Origin of the sequence: Burkholderia sp. 9779_493 (assembly GCF_015712215.1) — a bacterium.
Lineage (GTDB): Bacteria > Pseudomonadota > Gammaproteobacteria > Burkholderiales > Burkholderiaceae > Burkholderia > Burkholderia cenocepacia.
Genome location: NZ_JACCQA010000084.1, coordinates 1 through 4,325, shown reverse-complemented (window position 1 = coordinate 4,325; position 4,325 = coordinate 1). Strand labels below are relative to the sequence as shown.

Genomic DNA, 4,325 nt, shown 5'->3' with positions numbered 1-4,325 from the left:
CGGTTGGGCGGGAGCCTATCGAGGCTGCTTGCGGCAGTGGGAAAATCGGCTGAAAACCGGTGCCCTACGGAGTCGGATCAGGGTTTTCCTGAGGGGAAAAACGGTGGAGCTGGACGTCCGGCCTTCAGGAGCGGTCTCTGCGAACGATCGAAAGGAGGCGGGCAGACGGAGATTGACGTTGTTGTCGATACGCGTCGTCCAACAGACGCTGACGGCCACTATCGGCCAAAACCGGTCGTGGACCAACAACAGCAACCAGACATCCGGTAGGCAGGTCGAGTTCCGACAACGGACACGCACGCTTTCATGGCGATCCATTCTTCCCATCTGGCCGGTGTTTGTTACGACCGACCCCTCAATTTCCTGAAGATGAGCGGCATTGCTTCAGCATCCAGCCCATCCATGTCAACCAGTCGCAGGGACTTCACCATGTCCAGCGTCGAACGCTTGTACTTCTTGAAATGTGGCGACTGGATATGTGCGTCGTACGCATCGTGGCTCGCATAAATTTCCACGATCTTGATGTGCGTCGGGCTATCCTTTTGAGCCATCGGGAAAATGCACACTACCCCCGGCTCGACGCGCATCGACGCCTCAGCCTCCTCGTTCAAGATGCGCCGATATGCTTCGAGATGCTGATTGAATATCTCGATTTCGGAGATACGGACTAACATTTTTGGCTCCTGCGCATGGACGTTACCGTGCTGCCCCAACGGCAGTACCGCACACATCACAACGAGCGCGAAGAGGATAAGACGTCGGCACTCGATGAACGGGCCCTTCATATCTATTCTCGCATTCGATGTTCGTCCAGCGGCGGTACGTTCGACCGCGGCGGCGAGTTCGCAAGCTACCGCCATTGAACGTACCGCCGCTCGCGACATTCAGTTCCGCGGCATTGAAATCGTCGGCGGATGTTCCGGAAGCGGTGGCACGATGCCATCCACCGGATGGGGGACATACGGCGCTTCGAGCGCGGCGATTTCGTCCTGCGTCAGCGAGAAGTCGAGCGCGCCGATGGCGGTTGCCAGATGCTCGGGCTTCGTTGCCCCGATGATCGGCGCGGTGATCGCCGGCTTCGTCAACAGCCACGCCAGTGCGACGTGCGCGCGCGGCACATGGTGCGCCTCGGCGATACGCGCGACGACGTCAACCACCTTCCGGTCCTGGATTTCAGCGTTCCGATACATTTGCAGCGCAAAGGCATCGTTCTGCGTGCGGCGCGTGGTTTCGCTCCAGTCGCGCGTCAGCCTGCCGCGCGCCATCGGGCTCCATGGAATGACCCCGACGCCCTGGTCGGCGCAAAGAGGCAACATTTCGCGTTCCTCCTCCCGATAGAGCAGGTTGTACTGCGGTTGCATGGAGATGAAGCGTGTCCAGCCGTTGCGTTCCGCGACGTGCTGCATTTTCGCGAAGCGCCATGCCTCCATCGACGATGCACCGATGTAGCGGGCTTTGCCTGACTTCACTATGTCGTGCAGCGCCTCCATCGTTTCCTCCACAGGCGTGCCGTGGTCGAAACGGTGGATCTGGTAGAGGTCGACGTAATCCATGCCGAGGCGGGTCAGACTGTCGTCGATCGACTGAAGCAGCGCTTTCCGCGAGAGAAACCCGGTATTGGGTGAATTGCGCCACGGAAAGAACGCCTTGGTGGCGACGACGACCTCTTCGCGCCGCGCCATGTCGTTGAGCGCTCGGCCCGTGATCTCCTCGGAGCTTCCGCCCGAATAGATATTGGCAGTGTCGAAGAAGTTGATGCCCGCCTCGAGCGCTTGCCGAAAAAACGGGCGGGAGGCTGCTTCATCGAGGGACCAAGGCTGGGGCAGGCGGGCAGGCTCCCCATAGCTCATGCATCCCAGGCAAAGACGAGATACTTTCAGGCCCGTTCGGCCCAGATTGACATATTCCATGTTCACCTTCAAAGGTCTACGGTCACACAACGCCGATAAGCAGACTGCGGCAGGCCCGTGGTTGACGATTTATCCCGCGTCAGCGCTACACGACAACCACGGACCGACACCGCGATAGACGCTGCCGCAGCAGTCAAGCGTCGCGCGACGCGAACAGCGACTCCCAGCCGACGAACGGGCCGAGCGGAATGATCTCCCAGTCGATCAGGCCGACCTTGGCCAGCGGAAACTCGGCGAGCGCCTGTCTCGCGGCATCGACCGAATCGCTTTCGGCAATGATGGCGACGCCCGGGCGGTCCTGACGGAACGAGATTTCGCGCACGAAGCCCGTTTTATACAGATGCCACGCATGGCGCACTTCTTCGAGAAGATGGGGCTGATAGGCGTCCGGGCTGGCCCCCGGCAGCGGGACGTCGAGACAAAGCAATTTCATCGTGCGGCTCCTGACATGAACTGGCTGGTCACGTGAGCGACGCGCTCGCCCAGATACGCAGCGGTATCGATATCGCTCTCGATGGGGGTGATGTCCGGTGATGCATCATCCGATTGCGCCATCGCGCCCAGCCATCCGCCGACACGATTCTTCTCCTGCGGCGACTTGCCCGGGAAGATATCGAGTCCGACCCAGATCATCCCGTGCTGGGCGGCAAACAGCGCCATCGTGACGAGGGAATTCAGCTTGTCGCCGTGCATGGCGCCCGAATTCGTGAAGCCTGCGGCAATCTTGTTCCGCCACGACTGGGGAATCCACGCGGGACGCGTCGAGTCCTCCATCACCTTTTTGAGCCTCGCGCTGACGGTGCCGTTGTAGGTCGGCGAGCCGAAGATGATCGCGTCGCTCGCGGCGAGTTTTTCCCAGGGCGTATCGCCATCTGCAACGGCGATCAACTGCGCTTCGGCACCCGGCACGCGACGAACGCCGTCTGCAACGGCTTGGGCCTGTTTCGCGGTGTGGCCATAGCCACTGTCATAGAGGATCGTGATGAGCATTGAAAACTCGCAAGCTTCGGACGGAGGGGCGATGTCCGCCATTGTCACCAGCGTCACTCATTACGAGAAGTTCTGACAGGGTTGAACCACCCTCAACTGAAAGTTTAGAATCCGGCGGCGCGACGACAGGTCGGCGCGATGTCAGTCATGGAGGAAATGTGGATTCTTCGCAGCGTGTTCGAGCCATCGTTTCTCTCGTCCAGGCCGTGGATGCGGGAAGTTTTGCGGCAGCGGCCCGACAATTGGGCGTCACGTCGGCTGCCGTGAGCAAGAACGTGGCGGGCCTCGAAAAAGCATTGGGTGTGCGGCTGATGAACCGGACGACCCGCACACTCAAACTCACAGAGGAAGGCGAGGCGTTTTTGCGCCACGCGCGCATCGCGCTTGAAACACTGGATGCCGCGATCGATACGGTTTCCGCCCAGCGGGCCGTGCCGGCCGGGCGCGTGCGGATTTCGACGAGTGCCGCCTTCGGGCATAACCACGTGCTTCCGGCGCTGCCCGCGCTGCTCGCTCGCTACCCGGCGCTGTCGGTCGAGGTCGATTTCGACGATCGGGTCATCGATATTGTCCGGGACGGCTACGACATTGCGGTAAGAGGCGGCAACATCCCGGATTCCGCGCTCGTGACTCGCCCCATTTGTCGCTTGAATACAGTACTGGTAGCGTCTCCCGACTATCTGGCGAACCATGGCGTGCCCGAAACGCCGGATGCGTTGCACGCGCACCGGCTCATTGCACGGCGATTCCTGAGCGGCCAGGTCGCGCCGTGGAACTTCACGGGCGACGACAAAAGCATCACGACGATCGACCCCTCCGGCAAGGCAATGCTGACACTATCCGCACCGGAATCGCTGGTGCAGGCGGCGTGCGATAGCGTTGGCATCGCGGAGGTCGGGGTGCATCTTGCGTGGGATCGGTTGCGTTCCGGTGCGCTGAAGGTCATTCTCCACAGGTTTCACCATCCCGGAAGCTATGAGATGGTGATGCAGTATCCACACCGGGCGCTTGTCGCGCCACGAGTGCAAGTTACCGTCAAACATCTGCTGGAAGCGCTAACGGCGGATAGCAAATTGCATGTGCCTACGGATGCCTTGGATAGCTATAGCGTGTAGCAGTCAACCATCGTTGTATTACCAAACGTGTGGTTCCGCGTGGAAACTGCGTGTGCAGCATCGCGACGACCGGAAGTATTCATCGAGCGACCGCCGAAGATCGACAAACCGACGTTGCACGTCCGATGCGGTGAAAGGCGACTCTGGGTCGGTAACTGCCACTGGGAAGAAGCGTGAGCGCAGGTCTTGTCGCGTCATCAGATCGCATGCCGCAAAAAACCGCCCCCCCAACTGTCCAATTTCCGCACACCGAATCACAAACGGCCCCCAATCCACGCGCCTCCCCCACATGGGAAGAAACCCGGATACC

The 4,325-nt window shown here is 60.5% G+C and carries 5 protein-coding genes; 1 reads left to right on the top strand and 4 read right to left on the bottom strand.

Annotated features, from left to right (window positions below):
* Window positions 1–341: 341 nt before the first annotated feature.
* From H0X95_RS35550 to H0X95_RS35535, 4 genes are all read right to left on the bottom strand, one after another.
* Entirely contained in the window at window positions 342–785 is a 444-nt protein-coding gene (locus H0X95_RS35550; RefSeq protein WP_012493759.1) for a putative quinol monooxygenase, read from the bottom strand.
* A 99-nt stretch (window positions 786–884) separates the two neighbouring features.
* Window positions 885–1,910: an aldo/keto reductase gene (locus tag H0X95_RS35545; protein WP_006498286.1), complete on the bottom strand. Its 1,026-nt coding sequence runs from the start codon at window positions 1,908–1,910 to the stop codon at window positions 885–887.
* A gap of 133 nt (window positions 1,911–2,043) precedes the next feature.
* Window positions 2,044–2,343 (bottom strand): hypothetical protein, encoded by a 300-nt coding sequence (locus H0X95_RS35540; protein ID WP_006498287.1) that lies wholly within the window; start codon window positions 2,341–2,343, stop codon window positions 2,044–2,046.
* The gene (locus H0X95_RS35535) at window positions 2,340–2,900 is read right to left on the bottom strand and encodes a flavodoxin family protein (protein ID WP_006485396.1); all 561 of its coding nucleotides are present in this window, start codon (window positions 2,898–2,900) and stop codon (window positions 2,340–2,342) included. The genes H0X95_RS35540 and H0X95_RS35535 overlap by 4 nt, the downstream gene beginning before the upstream one ends.
* A gap of 158 nt (window positions 2,901–3,058) precedes the next feature.
* Here H0X95_RS35535 and H0X95_RS35530 point away from each other — a divergent pair, with 158 nt between their 5' ends.
* The gene (locus H0X95_RS35530) at window positions 3,059–4,015 is read left to right on the top strand and encodes a LysR family transcriptional regulator (RefSeq protein WP_006498289.1); all 957 of its coding nucleotides are present in this window, start codon (window positions 3,059–3,061) and stop codon (window positions 4,013–4,015) included.
* Window positions 4,016–4,325 lie beyond the last annotated feature (310 nt).

Coding starts and splice junctions, on each gene's coding strand:
- H0X95_RS35540 (WP_006498287.1), bottom strand. CDS start 2,343: ATGAAATTGCTTTGTCTCGACGTCCCGCTGCCGGGGGCCAGCCCGGAC.
- H0X95_RS35545 (WP_006498286.1), bottom strand. CDS start 1,910: ATGGAATATGTCAATCTGGGCCGAACGGGCCTGAAAGTATCTCGTCTT.
- H0X95_RS35550 (WP_012493759.1), bottom strand. CDS start 785: ATGAAGGGCCCGTTCATCGAGTGCCGACGTCTTATCCTCTTCGCGCTC.
- H0X95_RS35535 (WP_006485396.1), bottom strand. CDS start 2,900: ATGCTCATCACGATCCTCTATGACAGTGGCTATGGCCACACCGCGAAA.